General features: G+C 65.1%; 16 protein-coding genes. 7 read left to right on the top strand and 9 right to left on the bottom strand.

Annotation, left to right across the window (positions count from 1 at the left end; translation table 11 throughout):
- Positions 1 to 17: 17 nt before the first annotated feature.
- The 3 genes from aspS to glcF all read left to right on the top strand — a co-directional run bounded on the left by aspS (position 18) and on the right by glcF (position 4,334).
- The gene (gene aspS, locus C5689_RS11895) at positions 18 to 1,796 is read left to right on the top strand and encodes an aspartate--tRNA ligase (protein ID WP_108917484.1); all 1,779 of its coding nucleotides are present in this window, start codon (positions 18 to 20) and stop codon (positions 1,794 to 1,796) included.
- Positions 1,797 to 1,868: 72 nt separating this feature from the next.
- Complete coding sequence (gene glcE / locus C5689_RS11890) at positions 1,869 to 3,044, top strand: glycolate oxidase subunit GlcE (protein ID WP_108917483.1); 1,176 nt, start codon at positions 1,869 to 1,871, stop codon at positions 3,042 to 3,044.
- A gap of 9 nt (positions 3,045 to 3,053) precedes the next feature.
- Positions 3,054 to 4,334 (top strand): glycolate oxidase subunit GlcF, encoded by a 1,281-nt coding sequence (gene glcF, locus C5689_RS11885; protein WP_108917482.1) that lies wholly within the window; start codon positions 3,054 to 3,056, stop codon positions 4,332 to 4,334.
- Positions 4,335 to 4,344: 10 nt separating this feature from the next.
- Here the strand turns inward: glcF and trpS are convergent, their stop codons facing one another.
- The gene (trpS, locus tag C5689_RS11880) at positions 4,345 to 5,379 is read right to left on the bottom strand and encodes a tryptophan--tRNA ligase (protein WP_108917481.1); all 1,035 of its coding nucleotides are present in this window, start codon (positions 5,377 to 5,379) and stop codon (positions 4,345 to 4,347) included.
- An 84-nt stretch (positions 5,380 to 5,463) separates the two neighbouring features.
- Positions 5,464 to 5,775, bottom strand: a complete 312-nt coding sequence (gene glpE, locus C5689_RS11875; protein ID WP_108917480.1) for a thiosulfate sulfurtransferase GlpE — start codon at positions 5,773 to 5,775, stop codon at positions 5,464 to 5,466.
- 277 nt (positions 5,776 to 6,052) lie between these two features.
- On the opposite strand from glpE, the gene rplS reads away from it, so the two are divergent.
- Together rplS and C5689_RS11865 are read left to right on the top strand one after the other, a co-directional pair.
- Complete coding sequence (gene rplS, locus C5689_RS11870; RefSeq protein ID WP_018266314.1) at positions 6,053 to 6,457, top strand: 50S ribosomal protein L19; 405 nt, start codon at positions 6,053 to 6,055, stop codon at positions 6,455 to 6,457.
- Between the two features lie 99 nt (positions 6,458 to 6,556).
- On the top strand, positions 6,557 to 7,003 hold the full coding sequence (locus C5689_RS11865; protein ID WP_108917479.1) for a hypothetical protein: 447 nt from the start codon (positions 6,557 to 6,559) through the stop codon (positions 7,001 to 7,003).
- An 18-nt stretch (positions 7,004 to 7,021) separates the two neighbouring features.
- On the opposite strand, the gene C5689_RS11860 is transcribed toward C5689_RS11865, so the two are convergent.
- Together C5689_RS11860 and C5689_RS11855 are read right to left on the bottom strand one after the other, a co-directional pair.
- Positions 7,022 to 7,438, bottom strand: coding sequence for a VOC family protein (locus C5689_RS11860; RefSeq protein WP_108917478.1), 417 nt, complete (start codon positions 7,436 to 7,438; stop codon positions 7,022 to 7,024).
- 1 nt (position 7,439) lies between these two features.
- The gene (locus C5689_RS11855) at positions 7,440 to 8,441 is read right to left on the bottom strand and encodes a small ribosomal subunit Rsm22 family protein (RefSeq protein WP_244594677.1); all 1,002 of its coding nucleotides are present in this window, start codon (positions 8,439 to 8,441) and stop codon (positions 7,440 to 7,442) included.
- Between the two features lie 137 nt (positions 8,442 to 8,578).
- Here C5689_RS11855 and leuC point away from each other — a divergent pair, with 137 nt between their 5' ends.
- Both leuC and C5689_RS11845 read left to right on the top strand, forming a co-directional pair.
- Complete coding sequence (gene leuC, locus C5689_RS11850) at positions 8,579 to 9,988, top strand: 3-isopropylmalate dehydratase large subunit (RefSeq protein ID WP_108917476.1); 1,410 nt, start codon at positions 8,579 to 8,581, stop codon at positions 9,986 to 9,988.
- 7 nt (positions 9,989 to 9,995) lie between these two features.
- Complete coding sequence (locus C5689_RS11845) at positions 9,996 to 10,421, top strand: metallopeptidase family protein (protein ID WP_108917475.1); 426 nt, start codon at positions 9,996 to 9,998, stop codon at positions 10,419 to 10,421.
- Between the two features lie 9 nt (positions 10,422 to 10,430).
- Here C5689_RS11845 and C5689_RS11840 read toward each other — a convergent pair whose 3' ends face one another.
- The 5 genes from C5689_RS11840 to C5689_RS11820 form a co-directional block, all read right to left on the bottom strand.
- Positions 10,431 to 11,441, bottom strand: coding sequence for a sensor histidine kinase (locus C5689_RS11840; RefSeq protein ID WP_108917474.1), 1,011 nt, complete (start codon positions 11,439 to 11,441; stop codon positions 10,431 to 10,433).
- A 42-nt stretch (positions 11,442 to 11,483) separates the two neighbouring features.
- On the bottom strand, positions 11,484 to 13,076 hold the full coding sequence (locus tag C5689_RS11835) for a sensor histidine kinase (protein ID WP_108917473.1): 1,593 nt from the start codon (positions 13,074 to 13,076) through the stop codon (positions 11,484 to 11,486).
- Between the two features lie 113 nt (positions 13,077 to 13,189).
- Positions 13,190 to 13,834 (bottom strand): sterol desaturase family protein, encoded by a 645-nt coding sequence (locus tag C5689_RS11830; protein WP_108917472.1) that lies wholly within the window; start codon positions 13,832 to 13,834, stop codon positions 13,190 to 13,192.
- Between the two features lie 8 nt (positions 13,835 to 13,842).
- Positions 13,843 to 14,838, bottom strand: a complete 996-nt coding sequence (locus tag C5689_RS11825; protein WP_108917471.1) for a fatty acid desaturase — start codon at positions 14,836 to 14,838, stop codon at positions 13,843 to 13,845.
- Positions 14,835 to 16,028 carry a hypothetical protein gene (locus C5689_RS11820; RefSeq protein WP_108917470.1) on the bottom strand — a complete coding sequence of 398 codons (1,194 nt, stop codon included), beginning with the start codon at positions 16,026 to 16,028 and terminating at the stop codon, positions 14,835 to 14,837. Before C5689_RS11820 ends, C5689_RS11825 begins: the two co-directional genes overlap by 4 nt.
- Between the last annotated feature and the right edge of the window lie 38 nt (positions 16,029 to 16,066).

Below are 16,066 nucleotides of genomic sequence, written 5' to 3'. Positions count from 1 at the left end.
ACACAAAGACACTCGAGATGCATCGCTATCGTTCGCATAATTGTGGAGAGTCGCGCGAGGCCCATGCCGGCGAGAAAATCCGGCTCTCCGGCTGGTGCCACCGCATTCGCGACCACGGCGGGGTTCTGTTCATCGATCTGCGCGACCATTACGGCCTCACGCAATGCGTGGTCGATCCCGATTCGCCGGCCTTCAAAGCCGCGGAAAAACTGCGCTCCGAATGGGTCGCGCGCCTCGACGGCGAGGTGCGCAAGCGCCCCGCCGGCACAGAAAATCCCGATATGCCGACCGGCCTCGTCGAGGTCTATGTCACCGAGATCGAGGTGCTCGGCCCCGCCGCCGAGTTGCCGCTGCCGGTCTTCGGCGACCTTCCCTATCCTGAGGAGACGCGGCTCAAATACCGCTTCCTGGACCTGCGCCGCGAGAAGCTGCACGCCAATATCATGCTGCGCGGCCAGGTGATCGATTCGCTGCGCCAGCGCATGAAGTCCCAGGGCTTTTTCGAGTTCCAGACGCCGATCCTCACCGCCTCCTCGCCCGAGGGCGCGCGCGACTTTCTGGTGCCCTCGCGCATTCATCCCGGCAAATTCTACGCGTTGCCGCAGGCGCCGCAGCAGTTCAAGCAGCTCTTGATGGTGGCGGGCTTCGATCGCTATTTCCAGATCGCGCCCTGTTTCCGCGACGAGGACGCCCGCGCCGACCGCAGCCCCGGCGAGTTCTACCAGCTCGATATCGAAATGAGCTTCGTGACGCAGGAAGACGTGTTTGCTTGCGTCGAGCCCGTGCTGCGCGGCGTGTTCGAGGAATTCGGCGGCGGCAAGCCGGTGACGCAGAGCTTCCCCAAGATCGCCTTCCGCGACGCCATGCTGAAATATGGCTCTGACAAGCCGGATTTGCGCAATCCGCTCATCATCGCCGACGTCAGCGCGGAATTCGCGCGCGACGATGTGAGCTTCAAAGCCTTCAAGGGCAAAGTGGTGCGCGCTATTCCGGCGCCGGGCGCCGCCGCGCAGCCGCGCAGCTTCTTCGACAAGCTCAATGATTGGGCGCGTTCGGAAGGCGCGCCGGGCCTCGGCTACATCATCTTCGACGAGGAGAATGGCGCGCTGATCGGCAAGGGGCCGATCGCGAAGTTCATCCCGCCGGAGGCGCTGGCCGCGCTCGCCGCCAAGGGCGGCGTGAAGGCCGGCGATGCATTGTTCTTCTCGGCCGGCGAGGAGCTGAAGGCGGCCAAGCTCGCCGGCGCCGCGCGTCTGCGCGTCGGAACCGAGCTCGGGCTGTCGAAGACCGATGTCTTCGAATTCTGCTGGATCGTCGACTTCCCGATGTATGAATACAACGAAGACGACAAGAAGATCGACTTCTCGCACAATCCCTTCTCCATGCCGCAGGGCGGCCTGGAGGCGTTGGAGTCGAAGGACCCGCTCGATCTTCTCGCCTATCAATACGACATCGTCTGCAACGGCATCGAATTGTCCTCGGGCGCGATCCGAAACCATCGCCCGGACATTATGAAGAAGGCGTTCGAGATCGCCGGCTATGGCGAGAATGTGCTGATCGAGAAATTCGGCGGCATGTATCGCGCCTTCCAATATGGCGCGCCGCCACATGGCGGCATTGCGCCGGGCGTCGATCGCATCGTGATGCTGCTCGCGGGCGAGGAGAATCTGCGCGAGGTGGTGCTGTTCCCGATGAATCAGCGCGCCGAGGATCTGCTGATGGGCGCGCCCTCCGAGGCGACGGCCAAGCAGCTGCGCGAATTGCACATAAGGCTGAACCTGCCCGAGAAGGGCTGAGTCTCGCCGCCGCTATCCTTCTCCCACTCGTGGGAGAAGGAGTCGCGCGGCGCGACTCGGGAAGCACGTCACATGCGCCTGACGCCGAGAGACGAAGCCGACGTCGCCGAGGCCATCCGCGCCGCGCTCGCTCGAGATGCGCCTTTGTCGATCGAAGGCCATGGCTCTAAAGCCGCGCTCGGACGCGCTGTGGCGCACGAGCATGTGCTCTCGCTCGTGGGGCTCTCCGGCGTCACGCTCTATGAGCCGCAAGAGCTGGTGCTGACGGCGCGCGCGGGAACGCCCTTGCGCGAGATCGTCGCGCTGCTCGATGCGCAAAATCAGCAATTGGCCTTCGAGCCGATGGATCATGCGGCGCTGCTCGGCGGCGCGCGCGACGACGCCACCATCGGCGGCGTGATTGCCGTCAACGCCTCCGGCCCGCGACGGATAAAGGCGGGCGCGGCGCGCGATCATCTTCTCGGTTTTCGCAGCGTCACCGGCCGCGGCGAGATCGTCAAATCCGGCGGCCGCGTGATGAAGAATGTCACCGGCTATGATCTCTCCAAGCTCGTCGCCGGCTCCTATGGTACGCTCGCCGCGCTCACCGAGCTGACGTTGAAGGTGTTGCCAAAGGCGGAGACGGAGGAGACCTTGCTGCTCTCCAGCCTCGGCGCGGAGAAGGGCCTCGCAGCGCTGCGCAAAGCGTCCGGCTCGCCTTATGAAGTGTCGAGCCTCGCCTATGATCCGCAGGGCGACGCGGCGGCGCTGCGGCTCGAAGGGCCTCCGATTTCCGTCACGACGCGTCGTGATGATCTCGCGCGCTTTCTCGCCGATTTCGGCGGCGCGACGAGCGTTCTCGCAGCAGACGAAAGCCGCGCATTCTGGTCGCGCCTTCGCGACGCCGAGCCGATCGCGGGGGAGGGCGTCATATGGCGCGTCTCGCTCGCGCCGACGGACGGTTTCGCTTTCGTCGAGAGGCTGCGCGGCGCCGACGCGCCGCTCATCGCGCATTTCTATGATTGGGCCGGCGGCCTCGTCTGGCTGCGCCTCGAGACGGCGGCGGACGCTCATGCGACGGTCATACGCGCCATCGTCTATGCGCTCGGCGGCCATGCGACGCTCATTCGCGCCGACGCCGATATTCGCGCGCGCGTGGATGTGTTCCATCCGCAGCCTTCCGCTCTCGCCTCGCTCACGCGGCGCGTGAAGGAGGCGTTCGATCCGCGCTTCATTCTAGAGCGCGGCCGCTTGCGCGCGGAGTTCTAGAGTTAAGCGATGCTGACGCATTTCTCCCCCGAGCTGCTCGCCGATTCCGACATGTCGCAGTCGGAGAAAATCCTGCGCGCCTGCGTCCATTGCGGCTTCTGCACGGCGACATGTCCGACCTATCTGCTCACCGGAGACGAACTCGATTCGCCGCGCGGGCGCATCTATCTCATGAAGGAGATGCTGGAGAACGGCCGCGCCGCAGACGAGCGCACCGTGCGTCATGTCGACCGCTGCCTTTCCTGCCTCTCCTGCATGACGACCTGTCCGTCGAGCGTGCATTACATGCATCTCGTCGATCATGCGCGTACGCATATTGAGAAGACCTATCGGCGTCCGCTCCTCGATCGCATGTTGCGCGCGACGCTCGCTTTTGTGCTGACGCGGCCGGCGCTGTTTCGCCGGTCCATGCGCGCCGCGGCGTTGGCGCGTCCATTCGCCGGCCTGCTGCCGCGACGCATGCGGGACATGATCGCAATGGCGCCGGCCCGTCTACCCACGCCTTCGCCGATCGATCGCCCGCAAAGCCTCGCCGCGCAGGGCGCGCGCAAAATGCGCGTCGCGCTGCTGAGCGGCTGCGCGCAGACCGTGCTCGACACGAAAATTCATGAAGCGACCGCGCGGCTGCTGACGCGTCTCGGCGCGGAAATAGTGGTGGCGGAGGGCGCCGGCTGTTGCGGCGCGCTGCCGCATCATCTCGGCAAGAGCGCGGAGTCACATGCGCTCGCGCGCCACAATATCGAGGCCTGGACGCGCGAGATCGAATGCGGCGGGCTCGATCACATCGTCATTGACACATCCGGCTGCGGAACGACGGTCAAAGACTATGGCCATATGTTCCGCGATGACCCCGCGCTCGCGCAAAAGGCCGCGCGCATCGCCGCAATGGCGCGCGACGTGACGGAGATCGTCGCCGCTCTCGATTTCGCGCCGTCGGTCGATGTCGGACGGCTGCGCGTCGCCTATCATTCCGCCTGCTCATTGCAGCATGGGCAGAAGATCGCCGATCTGCCGATGGAGCTGCTGCGCCGCGCCGGCTTCGAGGTCGTTCCCGTGCCCGAGAGCCACATCTGCTGCGGCTCGGCGGGAACCTATAATCTCCTGCAGGGCGAGCTGGCGAGCGCGTTGCGCGAGCGCAAGGTCGCCAATATCCGATTGGTCGCGCCGCAGGCCATCGCCGCCGGCAATCTCGGCTGCATGATTCAGATCGGGCAGGGGACGGCGATTCCCATTGTCCATACGGTGCAATTGCTGGACTGGGCGAGCGGCGGCCCGAAGCCGCTCGCCTAAAGCAGATCGGTCAGCGCAAAAAGCCGACGATATCCTTCACCGCATCCATATTCGTGCGCGCCAGTTCCCGCGCCCGCGCGGAGCCGTCGCGCAGCACATCGTCGATATAGGCTGCGTCCGCCATCAGCTTGCGCATCTCGGCGGTGATCGGCGAGAGCTTCGTCACGGCGAGGTCGACGAGGGCGACTTTGAAAGTCGAGAAATTGGAGCCGCCGAATTCGCCGAGGACATCGGCTTTCGTGCGCTGCGACAGCGCCGCGAAAATGCCGACGAGATTATCCGCCTCCGGCCGTCCCTCGAGGCCTTTCTCCTCCGACGGCAGGGCGTCGGGATCGGTCTTGGCCTTGCGCACCTTCTGCGCGATCTGATCGGCGTCGTCGGAGAGATTTATGCGCGAATAATCGGACGCGTCCGATTTCGACATTTTCTTCGTGCCGTCGCGCAGGCTCATCACGCGCGTCGCCGGGCCGGAGATCAGCGGCTCCGGCAGCGGGAAGAAAGCGTCGTTGAAGCCGTTGCGCGCGATCGATTCGGCGAAGTCGTTGTTGAACTTCTGCGCAATGTCGCGGGCGAGCTCCAAATGCTGCTTCTGATCCTCGCCGACCGGCACATGGGTGGCGCGATAGAGCAGAATGTCGGCGGCCATCAGTACCGGATAGTCGAGCAGGCCCATGGAGGCGTTCTCGCGATCCTTGCCGGCCTTGTCCTTGAACTGCGTCATGCGGTTCAGCCAGCCGATGCGGGCGACGCAATTGAGCACCCACGCCAGCTCGGCGTGCTCGGCCACCTGGCTCTGATTGAAAACGATGTTCTTCTTCGGATCGATGCCGCAGGCGATGAAGGCCGCGGCGATCTCGCGCGTGTTGTTGCGCAGCGCGATCGGGTCCTGCGGCACGGTGATGGCGTGCAGGTCCACGACGCAATAGAGGCAGTCGAAGCTCTGCTGCAGCTCGACGAATTTGACGATCGCGCCGAGATAATTGCCGAGATGCAGATTGCCGGTGGACTGCACGCCGGAGAAGACGCGCTGCAGAAAGCTGGTCATGAGGAGCGCCGAGTGGTTGAGGCCGGCGGCCCTTATGACAATGCGGGCGCCCGAGCGCAAGAACCCGAGCGCAACTATCCCGCCTCAGGCCCGCTCGGCCGCCGCCCAGGCGTCATAGCCGCCGTCGAGGCTGTAGACCTCGGCAAAGCCCATATCGGCGAAGATGCGGGCGTAGGACTGGCTGGAATTGCCGTGATAGCAGCAGACGATGACCGGCTTGTTCTTCGGCGTCTCGAAGAGATAATAGGTCATATCGTCCTGGGAGGCGTTCTCCGCGCCCTCTATGTGGCCGCGCGCGAAGGATTGCGGGTCGCGCACGTCGAGGACGAGCGTCTCGCCGCGGCTCATCACGTCGCGCGCGGCGGCGACGTCGATCCTGCGAAAGTCTTGCGCCATTGTTCGGTCTCGCGCTTTTAAAAGGCGCCCGCGGCGCCGCTCCGGCCGCGCCATGCGAAGACGGGGCCAACCGTGCGTCGGAGAAGAGCTGCCGGAAGAGGCGTTCCTTACCTCCCCCTGAAGGGGAGGGTGAGCGCGCGTTCCTTGGTTTAGCGCCCTCTCTCGACAATCGGCGCCGCCTCGTGTATGGCGACGCGTCCAAATCAAAACAGCGTCCCGAAACGCTCGCTTTGAGCCGCCGCGGCGGCGACAGGCGAAACGGCAGGAGTTTTTTTTCATGCCCTCCATCATCGAGCAACTCGACGCCGAGCAATCGGCCCGCCTTCTCGAAGGCAAGTCGATCCCGGAATTCCGCCCCGGCGACACCGTCATCGTCAATGTGAAGGTGAAGGAAGGCGACCGCTCCCGCATCCAGGCCTATGAGGGCGTGGTGATCTCCCGCCAGGGCGGCGGCCTCAACGAGGCCTTCACCGTCCGCAAGATTTCCTATGGCGAGGGCGTGGAGCGCGTGTTCCCCCTCCATTCGCCGCTGGTCGACTCGATCAAGCTGGTCCGCCGCGGCAAGGTCCGCCGCGCCAAGCTCTATTATCTGCGCGACCGTCGCGGCAAATCCGCCCGTATCGCCGAGCGCATCGACAATAAGGCCAAGGCCAAGGACAAGCCGGCCCCCGCGGCCGAGTAAGGCTCCCGGAGCCTTTTCCGACATTGCGAAGCGTGGCGGAGCGATCCTGTATGGCGGTAGGCCGCAGGATCGCTTCATCGTTTCTATGCGAGAGAATCGATGAGCAAAATCCTGTTCTGGGATTTCGAGGGCGTCGTCGCGCGCCGCGAGCCGGATTGGCGGCTCGTAGATGGCGCGGCGGAGACGCTGGAGGCGCTGGCCGCCAAGGGCTGGACCCATATCGCATTTGCGGCAGGGACGCAGGCCCTCGCCGCTGTGGCGGAAGGGCTCGGCCTCGCCGGCCGCTTCGCCAATCTCCATGACGCCGGCGAGGGCGCGGAGCCGCTGGCTCGGGCGATCGAGGCCGCGCGGCCTTTCGATCAGGCTTTCGTCATCGCCGCCAGCGTGTCCGGCGCCGTGACGCCGGCGCGGGCGGCGGTGGTTCCGTCCATTCTTGTCGGCGACGCTTCGCCGCTGGCGCAATTTTGCTGCGAATCGCCGTCGGAGATCGAGCTGGCGCTCGAAACCTGGACCTCGATGCGGCGGTCTTTCTTCGTCGAGCCGTGACGCCGCGCTTGCTGAAGCTCAGCCGCCCGAGGAATCGAGCGGCGCGTTCAAAATCCATCTGTGGCCGAAGGGATCGCGCAGCGCGGCGTAGCGCGTGCCCCAAAAAGTGTTGGTCGGCTGCGTCTCGACCTTGGCGCCGAGCTGGGTCGCGCGGGTGACGATCTCGTCCACCTCATGCGCTTTGTCATATTCCAGGCTCACTGAGGCGGTGACCTGCTCGCCGGGTAGCGGCATTCTGGCGTGGCCCAATTCTGGAAAGACGTCGGCGAGCATCACCGAGCCGCCATTGATGGCGAGCTCGCAATGGGCGATGCGCATTCCATCCATGGAAGGCATCAGCGCCCGTTGCTGCGCGCCGAAAGCGGCGGTGTAGAAAGCGATCGCGCCTGCGGCCGGCGAGACGGTGAGATAGGGCGCGACCCTCGGGCGCTGCATGTCATTCCCTCGCCGGTGTTTCCCCTTGGACGACTTCGTCGCCCCAGTCTTTCTTTTTTATAGGCGCGAAGGTCTGTTTATCGCGCTTTGGCACCGTAACTTCTTCGATTCCCGCCACAGTGCAAAGCTTTATCCTTAATCCATGCTTTAGGACCTCTGGCCGCGCCAGCATCCGAGCCGGGGCCGGAGCGATCGCCGCCTCCTCTCTCGTCGCCGCCAGATAGGCGAATTTCTCGTCCTCGAAGGGCGCGTCGGCGCCTTTGAGCAGCTTATGGTCACGCGAGCGGGCGAGCCGCACCGAGAAATGACACCAGTCCGGCGGCTCCAGCGGGCAGGGCGCCGAATGCGGGCAGGGCAGGGAGACGCGCGCGCCCGAGGCGATGAGCCGCGCCCGCATCCGCATCAGCCGTGCATAATCGCGCGGCGTGCCGGGCTCGACGAGGATCAGAGCGCCGGCGCAATTCGCCCAGGCGGCGTCGATGGCGTGGTCGAGGCTGCTTTCCGCGATCTCGGTCAGCGCATAGCTGGCGACGACGAGATCGAAAGGCGCGCCGAGCGCGGGCGGCGCGGACAGATCGCCGGCGATGATTCGCGCCTTTTCCAAGGCCGGGCCGGCGAGCCGGCGGGCGAGCGCGAGAAAGGGCTCGCTACGGTCGAGCAGCGCATTCTCGTCGATCTGCGGCCAGATCGCACGCGCGGCGAGGCTCGCGGTCCCGAGGCCGGCGCCGAGGTCCAGCATTCGGCGCGGCGAGAAATCCGGCGCCCGCTCCGTGAGCCGGCCGAGCACATGGACGGTCGCCGCATAGGTGGCCGGAAGCCGATAGAGGGCGTAGGCGAGAGCGTCGTCCTCACAGAGGATCGCCTGCGCCGTCGTTCCCCCGGAGCGATAGAGGGCGGAAATGCGCGCCGCCCGCTCCGCCAGAGCCCGGCGCGAGCGCTCGTCCAACAGGCGCTCCAGCGCCGCCGTCAGCGCTTGTGGCGGCGCCGTCGATATTCGCGTCACGTCGAAGGGACCTCCCGCTGGGGCGTCGGCGAGATTACATGCTTCCAAGCCGCCCATGTTGCGAGTAGAACAGCCTACCCGGTTCGGTCGAGGCCGAATTACGGTTCTTTTTACGGCTCGGAGCAGGAACGAGACAAATGGCAGGACGCCCGCGCACGCTCTACGACAAGATCTGGGACGATCATGTGGTTCACGAGCAGGAGGACGGCGCGTCCCTCATCTACATCGATCGCCATTTGATTCATGAGGTGACGAGCCCGCAGGCCTTCGAGGGGCTGCGCACCTCCGGCCGCAAGGTCCGCGCGCCGGGCAAGACGCTGGCCGTCGTCGACCATAATGTGCCGACGACCGACCGCTCTCTGCCGATCACCGATCCCGAGAGCAAGGCGCAGGTCGAGCAGCTCGCCATCAACGCCGCGGAATTCGGCGTCGAATATTACAATGAGCATGATTCGCGTCAGGGCGTCGTGCATATCGTCGGCCCGGAGCAGGGCTTCACTCTGCCCGGCACGACGATCGTCTGCGGCGACAGCCACACCTCCACCCATGGCGCCTTCGGCGCGCTCGCCCACGGCATCGGCACCTCGGAGGTCGAGCATGTTCTGGCGACGCAGACGCTGATCCAGAAAAAGGCCGCCAATATGCTGGTGCGCGTCGACGGCAAGCTGGCCGAGGGCGCGACCGCCAAGGACATTATTCTCGCCATCATCGGCGAGATCGGCACCGCCGGCGGCACCGGCCATGTGATCGAATATGCGGGCGAGGCGATCCGCGATCTCTCGATCGAGGGCCGCATGACCGTCTGCAACATGTCGATCGAAGGCGGCGCCCGCGCCGGCCTCGTCGCGCCGGACGAGAAGACTTACGAATATCTCCGCGGCCGGCCCAAGGCCCCGCAGGGCGAAATATTCGACGCCGCCGTCCGCTATTGGGAGACGCTGCGCTCCGACGAAGGCGCGCATTACGACCGCGTGATCGTGCTCGACGCCGCCGCCCTGCCGCCGACCCTCACCTGGGGCACCTCGCCTGAGGATGTGATGCCGATCACCGGCCTCGTGCCGACGCCGGACAGCGTCGCCAGTCCGGCCAAGCGTCAGGCTATCGCCCGCGCGCTCGAATATATGGGCCTGAAGGGCGGCGAGAAGGCGAGCGACATCGCCATCGATCGCGTCTTTATCGGCTCCTGCACCAATGGCCGCATCGAGGATCTTCGCGCCGCCGCGACCGTGGTCGCCGGCAAGCAGATCAACGCCAAGGTCAACGCCATCGTCGTGCCGGGCTCGGGCCTCGTGAAGGCGCAGGCCGAGGCGGAGGGGCTGGACAAAGTGTTCACCGCCGCCGGCTTCGAATGGCGCGAGCCGGGCTGCTCGATGTGCCTCGCGATGAATCCGGATCGTCTCGCGCCGGGCGAGCGCTGCGCCTCGACCTCGAACCGCAATTTCGAGGGCCGTCAGGGCTTCAAGGGCCGCACCCATCTCGTGTCGCCGGCCATGGCGGCGGCGGCGGCCATCGCCGGCCATTTCGTGGATGTTCGCAGCTGGAGGTAGTCTCGGAATGGCCTCGCCTCTCGACGACAGCGTTCTCGCCGGCCTGCGCGCCCCTTCGCTCGAGGATTTCGAGGTTCTGGCCGATGCGGCTTTCGCATCGCTGCCGTCGCGCTTCACGCGGCTCTGCGAAGGGCTCGTGATCCATGTCGAGGATTTTCCGGACGAGGAAATCCTCGAGGAGATGGAATGCGAGACGGAGTTCGATCTCTTGGGATTGTTTCGCGGCCATGGCCTCGCCCAGCGCGATGCGACGGGACATACCGGCGAGCCGCCGAATATGATCTGGCTCTATCGCCGTCCGCTCCTCGATTATTGGGCGGATGGCGAGGACACGCTGCAAGAAGTCATCACCCATGTCCTGGTCCATGAGATCGGCCATCACTTCGGCCTCTCGGACGAGGATATAGAGGAAATCGAGCTGCGGGCCGGGTGAGCGTTCGCCTCACCTGGGCGGGGCCGGGAAGCGCAGCTCGCAGCGCAGGCCTTTTTCGCCCGGCTCGATGACGAGAGCGCCGCCGAGCTGCTGGCCGAGCGAGCGCGCCAGCTTCTGCCCGACGCCGGCGCCCTTCGCTTCGGTCGAGACGGGCCCGACGCCGTCATCCTCCACCGTCAAAGTCAGATCGTCGCCGTCGCGGCTCAAGCGCACGCGCACCGTTCCGGGACGATCCTCGGGAAAGGCGTATTTCAGCGCATTGCCGACGAGCTCATTGACGATGAGCGCGAGCGCGCGGGCTTCGTCCACGCCGAGCGTGCAATCGGCCACCTCCGTCCGCAGCGCGATCGGCCGCACGCCGACGAGCGCCAGCCGAAGATTGGCGCAGAGATCGCCGATGAGCGGCTTCATCGAAACATCGGACATGTCGCCGTGCTGGAGAAGCGCATAGACGCGGCTCATCACGGCAATGCGGCTCGCCACCGCGAGCAGAGCAGCGCGCGCGCTTTCATCGTCGAGCGCGCGCGCCTCGATCTGCAGCATGGAGCCGGCGAATTGCAGATCATTCTTCGTGCGATGCGCCATCTCTTGTAGATACAGCCGCCTCAATCGCTCGGTCTTGGTCGCCAGCGCCTGGGCGGCGGCCGTCTCGTCGTCGCGCCGGTCGATCGCGTTCGAGAATTCTTGCAGCACATAGACGACGAAGAGCGCGACGCAGATGAACAGCACGAGCGCGAGCGCTTCCGCCGGGTCGGAGACGGCGAAGCCTTCTCCCTGGAACAGGAACAAGGCGGCGAGCGCGGCGCTGAAGGCTGCCGACCAGCCGCCGGCCTCGCCGCCGAAAAACAGGGCGGACAGCAGAACGGCGGGCAGAAACAAGAGCAGCTCGCCGGGCGGCAGCCGGTCGCGCAGCAGCGCCAGCAGCGCGAGCGCGGCTAAAGTGAGCCCCGACGCTCCGAGATAGCGCATCCGGCCGGTTAGGGCGCGGCAGCGCGCGGCGAGCGCGAAAAGCTCATGCATGATCTGGTCTCGGTCGCATCTCGCAAATCCAGGGCGCGGCCGTCAGCTCGGCAAGCGCATCGTCACCTCGAATGTCGCGCCCTGTAGCGGCTGCGACCGCGCGGTCAGCATCCAGCCGTGGCGATCGGCGATCGTCTTGCAAATGGCGAGACCGATGCCGGTGCCGGGATAATCCGATTTGCTGTGCAGGCGCTTGAACGGCTCGAAGATGGCTTTCGCATATTTCGCCTCGAAGCCGACGCCGTCGTCCGAGACGGAGAGGCGGAGCAGCCCGTCCTCGACATGGCCGGCGATGGCGATGCGCGGCGTCTCCCCCTGCCTTCGGAATTTGATCGCATTGCTGACCAGATTATGCATGAGCCGCGCGAATTGCGGAGGGTCCGCCTCGAACTGGACCCGCGGCGCATCGAGGGTCACATCTGCCTTCGATTCCTCGATCAGCTCGGAGAGGTCGGTCAGAGCCGATTGGATCTCGACGCGCAGCTCGCGCCGCTGCACCTTCAGCGGGGCGTCGACGATGCGTGAATAGACGAGCAGATCCTCCACCAATTCGCGCGCCCGCAGCGCCGAGCCGCGCATCACCTCGCTCGCATAGGAAATGTCCTTCTGATCGGAGGCGGAGACGGCCGCGTCGAGCATTTGCGAGAAGGCCACGATCTTGCGCAGCGGCTCCTGCAGATCATGCGAGGCGACATAGGCGAAGCGGGCGAGCCGCTCATTGGCGCGCTCGAGCTCGACGATGCGCTGTTCCAATGCGCGCTCGGCCTCGAGCCGTGCCGCCTCCTCGCGCTTGCGCTCCGTCACATCCTGCGCATAGCCGTGCCAGACGGTGGAGCCGTCCGCCTGACGCACCGGCTGCGCCTGCGTCTCCAGCCAGATCGTCCCCTTGGTGGGATGGCTGTAGCGGAATTCTTCGCGCAGCAGCGTCATCTGCGCCGCCGAACGCGCGAAACTGGCGCGCATCCGTTCGGCGTCGGCGCCGTCGATGCGGCGGAGCATGGGCGCGGCGTTGGCGGAAATCTCATCCGGCGCGACGCCGAAAACGGTGCGCACATTCTCGGCGAGATAGGGGCAGGAGCTGAAGCCGCCCGTGTCGAGCCGGAAGGAGAAGACGACTCCCGGCGCCGCCAGCGCGACATTGCCGAACTGCTCGACGAGCCGCGCATTCTGCGCCGCGAGCCGCTCCATCGCATGGCGCGTCTCGAGGTTGTCGATATGGGTCAGCGTGCGCTGGAAGGCTTCGCCGACGACGACGATGAGGCCATTGGTCGTGAGGAAGGTGGCGAAAGCGAGCGCGTCCTCGAGGCCCTCGATCCGCGCGATCCAGAGCTGGGCGACGGCGGCGCTGAGGAGCAGTGTCAGAGCGCCGGACACAGCGCCGCCGGTGAAGGAGGCGACGAGGACCGGGAGATAGAAGGTGACATAGGTGTGGCCGCCGCTCTCGCCGGCGATGAGCAGCCGCCAGACGACGCCCGCGGCCGCGGCGAGCAGGCCGATGGCGAGGCGCCAGGACAGCGAGGAGCGATACCACCGTACGAGCTGCGGCGCGAGCGCGACGAAGATCGCGCGGATACGGCCATGCTCGGCGCGCTGCAGATCGGAACTCGCCACAGGCGGACCTTTGAGGCTCGACATGGTTCGGCTCGCTCGAGGCGCGGCGGACGCCTGCCTATGCGTCCTATGCGCCGGCGCCTCGGCTCATTTATGACCGAAAGCGGCGCATAGTAGGTCCTGCGACGATAAGCCCGTCACACCGCGCGGTTTCCGGGCGTCTGGCCCTGCTCGTAATTGGTGCCGAAGACGTAATCCCACCAGATCGCATGGACGCCGAAGCCGCGCTCCGGATCACGGAAATGATGCAGCATGTGCAGCCGGCGCACCAGATGGCCGAGCTTGGATTTGGGCTGGCCGTGATGCGTCCAATAATGCACGCAGTCATAGAGCACATAGCCGGCGATGAAGCCCGCCAGCATGGGCCAGGCGAAATCGCCGCCGAAGACGAGGCGGATGAGCGAGAGCGCGATCAGCATGATCGGCGTCGACAGCAGCGGCGGCATGACGAGCCGCAGCGGATCGCTCGGATAGATGTGATGCACGCCATGGATGAGGAACTGGAAGCGCGGCCCGAGCCCGAAGGGCAGCGGAAACACCGTATGGAACAGGAAGCGATGGCCGAAATATTCGGTGAGCGTCCAGGCCGCATAGCCGGCGACGAAGGCGAGGAGGATATAGCCCGCGCTCGCATAATTGCTCGCATAGGCGATCAGCCAGAGAATGATCGGCCCATAGACGAGCGGCGGGGTCAGATGATGGACGCGCGAATATTTGTCGAGAAGGTCGCTCTCGAAGAGGCGCGGCGAGGCGTCGAGCGCCTCGTGTTCGGTCGCAGTCATGGGAAACTCTACTCCGCCGGGACGGGAACGAGCTGCGCGGCGCTGGCGGCCTCCACATTGGCGGAGCGCGTCCGCAGCGAATAGCGCGGGTCGAAGACAAAGGTGACGAGCAGGGCGAACCACGAATAATGCGCGCCGAGCGGCTTGTAGAACTCGGGCGCCATTTCGGTGAGCTCCGGCAGGCGGCGCCAGGGAATCTCGTGAAAGTCGTGATGCTCGTTGTGATAGCCGATGTTGAGCGCGACTTTGTTGAGCGGGCCGTAATAGTCGAACGTGCCCTGATTGGGGCCGAAGGCGAAATGCTCCTGCACCCAGCGCGCGCTCAAGGGATGCAGCCCGCCGACCGAGAACCAGAAGGAGAGGATCAGATAGAGCAGCGCATTAGGGCCGAAGGCCCAGAGCACGAAGATGTCGAAGAGCAGGATGACGGCCGCGTTGATATAGGTCCACAGGCCCATGATCGGCACAGTGCCCTTGAGCCGGGAGAGGCGCGCCAGCTGGATCGCCGGGAAGAAGAACAGCCACAGCGCCTTGCGCCATGTGCTGTCGCCCACCCACTCCACTTCCCAATGGCTCGGAACGTCGGCGTCGTAATCATAGGCTGACAGATGCGAGTGATGCTTGATGTGATAGCAGCGAAAGCCCATCGCCGTCGGAAAGGCGTTGGGCAGATCGGCGAGCAGAGCGGTGAGCTTGTTGTAGAGCGTGTTGTCGAACACGCAATTATGGATTGCGTCATGAATGGCGACGAAAGCTGCGTGATTGGCGAAGGCGCCGACGCAAATGGCGAGCAGCAAGGTCAGGGGCCAATAGGAGAGGCCGAGCCAGCCGAGAATGGCGGCGATCAGCAGCTGGCCGGCGAATATGCCGGCGGTGATCTTGAAAGTGAGATCGTCCTTGCCGAACAGCGTCCTCACTTCCGGATGCGCCTCGAGAATGAGGCGGCGACGCTCGACATGCGAGCGATCGGCGGAGGACGTCGAAGAAATCGAGATGACATTCATGGAGTCGCCTCTTCTCTCACAGCCTCGGTTGCAGCGGGCGGCGCGCCCGCCACGCGCTTCTCATAGACGCGGTGAATCTTGTCGATTTTGCCGCCGAACATTTCGATCGGCTTGCGCATGCCCATATTGTCCTCCAGCACCCAGCCGGCCTCGAGCGCGACGATGCTGGCGTCGACGCAGCTGCGTCGCCGCATGTCCTCGATCAGCGACAGCAGGATCGCGCCGCCCGTGGCGCTGTTCTGCAGCGTCTTGCGCGTGCCGAGCAGCAGCAGGCGCGCGGTCGAGAATTTGTGCTTGCGGATGCGCGAGATCAGCTTGAACAGATTGAAGGGCAGCAGCTTGCCGTCGAAATCGGCGGTGATCTCGTGCAGATTGGGCAGCGCCACCGCGAAGGAGACCGGCGCGCCGTCGAATTCGAGCACAATGCCGAATTCCGGCGGCATCACATATTTCATGAGGTCCGCGAAGCCGTCGAGTTCGTCCTTGCCGAGCGGCACGAAGCCCCAATTGCCGCGCCAGGCGTCGTTGAAGAGATCGGACATCAGCGCGGTTTCGCCCTGCTTCAGATGATCGCGATCGAGCTGGCGAATCTTCAAGCGGTTGCGCCATTCGGGGCGATCCGCGATGCGGCGTTCCTTGCTGAGATCCTGCTCCGCGGAGAGATGACGGTAGGAGATCAGATCCTTCGCCTTGTCATAGCCCAGCGCCTCGATGAGCCGCGACAGATAGGGCGGATGCCAGGGCATCAGAAACATCGGCGTCGCTTCGAAGCCGTCGATCAGCATGCCGCTTTCGCCATTGATGTCCGGTGCGAAGGGGCCGACGATGGTCTCCGCGCCGCGCGCGCGCAGCCATTCCTCTGCGGCCTGCGTCAACGCGCGCACCACCTCTATGTCGTCGATGGCGTCGAGCGAGCCGAATTGCCAGCGCGAGGTGGAGACGGGCTGAATCTCGGGCTTATAGACCTGCGCGCCGATGCGGCCGACCCATTTGCCGTCCCTGCGCGCCAGAAACTCCTGCGCCTCGACATGCTTGAAATGCGGATTGAGCTTGTGGCTGTAGAGATTCCAGCGCTCGGCGTCGAGCGAAGGCGCGAAGCCTTTCTGGCCCTTATAGATGAGACGCGGCAGCTTGCAGAAGGTCAGGAATCGCAAAAGATTATCGACAGGAACAATCTCGATGCCGGCCATAGCGAACACCTATCGAGCTAGAGAAGCGAGCGAAAGCT

It is taken from the genome of Methylosinus sporium (assembly GCF_003113265.1).
GTDB lineage: Bacteria > Pseudomonadota > Alphaproteobacteria > Rhizobiales > Beijerinckiaceae > Methylosinus > Methylosinus sporium.
Note: the sequence above shows the minus strand (reverse complement) of the source record. Positions and strands in the feature narration are given on the sequence as shown.

Bases quoted from the DNA above. Each gene is read 5' to 3' on its own strand.
- C5689_RS11830 (WP_108917472.1), bottom strand. From the start codon at position 13,834: ATGACTGCGACCGAACACGAGGCGCTCGACGCCTCGCCGCGCCTCTTC.
- trpS (WP_108917481.1), bottom strand. From the start codon at position 5,379: ATGACCAGCTTTCTGCAGCGCGTCTTCTCCGGCGTGCAGTCCACCGGC.
- C5689_RS11865 (WP_108917479.1), top strand. From the start codon at position 6,557: ATGAGCAAAATCCTGTTCTGGGATTTCGAGGGCGTCGTCGCGCGCCGC.
- C5689_RS11840 (WP_108917474.1), bottom strand. From the start codon at position 11,441: ATGCATGAGCTTTTCGCGCTCGCCGCGCGCTGCCGCGCCCTAACCGGC.
- C5689_RS11860 (WP_108917478.1), bottom strand. From the start codon at position 7,438: ATGCAGCGCCCGAGGGTCGCGCCCTATCTCACCGTCTCGCCGGCCGCA.
- C5689_RS11825 (WP_108917471.1), bottom strand. From the start codon at position 14,838: ATGAATGTCATCTCGATTTCTTCGACGTCCTCCGCCGATCGCTCGCAT.
- glpE (WP_108917480.1), bottom strand. From the start codon at position 5,775: ATGGCGCAAGACTTTCGCAGGATCGACGTCGCCGCCGCGCGCGACGTG.
- glcE (WP_108917483.1), top strand. From the start codon at position 1,869: ATGCGCCTGACGCCGAGAGACGAAGCCGACGTCGCCGAGGCCATCCGC.
- glcF (WP_108917482.1), top strand. From the start codon at position 3,054: ATGCTGACGCATTTCTCCCCCGAGCTGCTCGCCGATTCCGACATGTCG.
- leuC (WP_108917476.1), top strand. From the start codon at position 8,579: ATGGCAGGACGCCCGCGCACGCTCTACGACAAGATCTGGGACGATCAT.
- aspS (WP_108917484.1), top strand. From the start codon at position 18: ATGCATCGCTATCGTTCGCATAATTGTGGAGAGTCGCGCGAGGCCCAT.
- C5689_RS11820 (WP_108917470.1), bottom strand. From the start codon at position 16,028: ATGGCCGGCATCGAGATTGTTCCTGTCGATAATCTTTTGCGATTCCTG.
- C5689_RS11835 (WP_108917473.1), bottom strand. From the start codon at position 13,076: ATGTCGAGCCTCAAAGGTCCGCCTGTGGCGAGTTCCGATCTGCAGCGC.
- rplS (WP_018266314.1), top strand. From the start codon at position 6,053: ATGCCCTCCATCATCGAGCAACTCGACGCCGAGCAATCGGCCCGCCTT.
- C5689_RS11845 (WP_108917475.1), top strand. From the start codon at position 9,996: ATGGCCTCGCCTCTCGACGACAGCGTTCTCGCCGGCCTGCGCGCCCCT.